1 protein-coding gene is annotated in these 214 nt (G+C 54.7%); it reads left to right on the forward strand.

Annotated features, from left to right (window positions below; translation table 11 throughout):
- Positions 1-3 precede the first annotated feature (3 nt).
- Complete coding sequence (locus ACWTU9_RS33405) at positions 4-207, forward strand: CsbD family protein (protein WP_112564507.1); 204 nt, start codon at positions 4-6, stop codon at positions 205-207.
- The last annotated feature ends 7 nt before the right edge of the window (positions 208-214 follow it).

Consider the following 214-nt stretch of genomic DNA (forward strand, 5'->3'; position numbering starts at 1 on the left):
GCCATGGATTGGAACCGCGTTGAAGGAAACTGGAAACAGGTAAAGGGCAAGGTCAAGGAACAGTGGGGCAAGCTTACCGACGACGATCTCGACCGCATTGCGGGCAAACGCGATCAGCTCGAAGGCAAGATCCAGGAACGATACGGAATCGAGAAGGATCGGGTCCGGAGAGACGTTGACGACTGGTACTCGATGCAAGGTTGGTAGGCTAGTT

It is taken from the genome of Mesorhizobium sp. 128a, assembly GCF_053848025.1.

What these genes read in the sequence shown, in the direction of transcription:
- ACWTU9_RS33405 (WP_112564507.1), top strand. Translation starts at nt 4, where the DNA reads ATGGATTGGAACCGCGTTGAAGGAAACTGGAAACAGGTAAAGGGCAAG.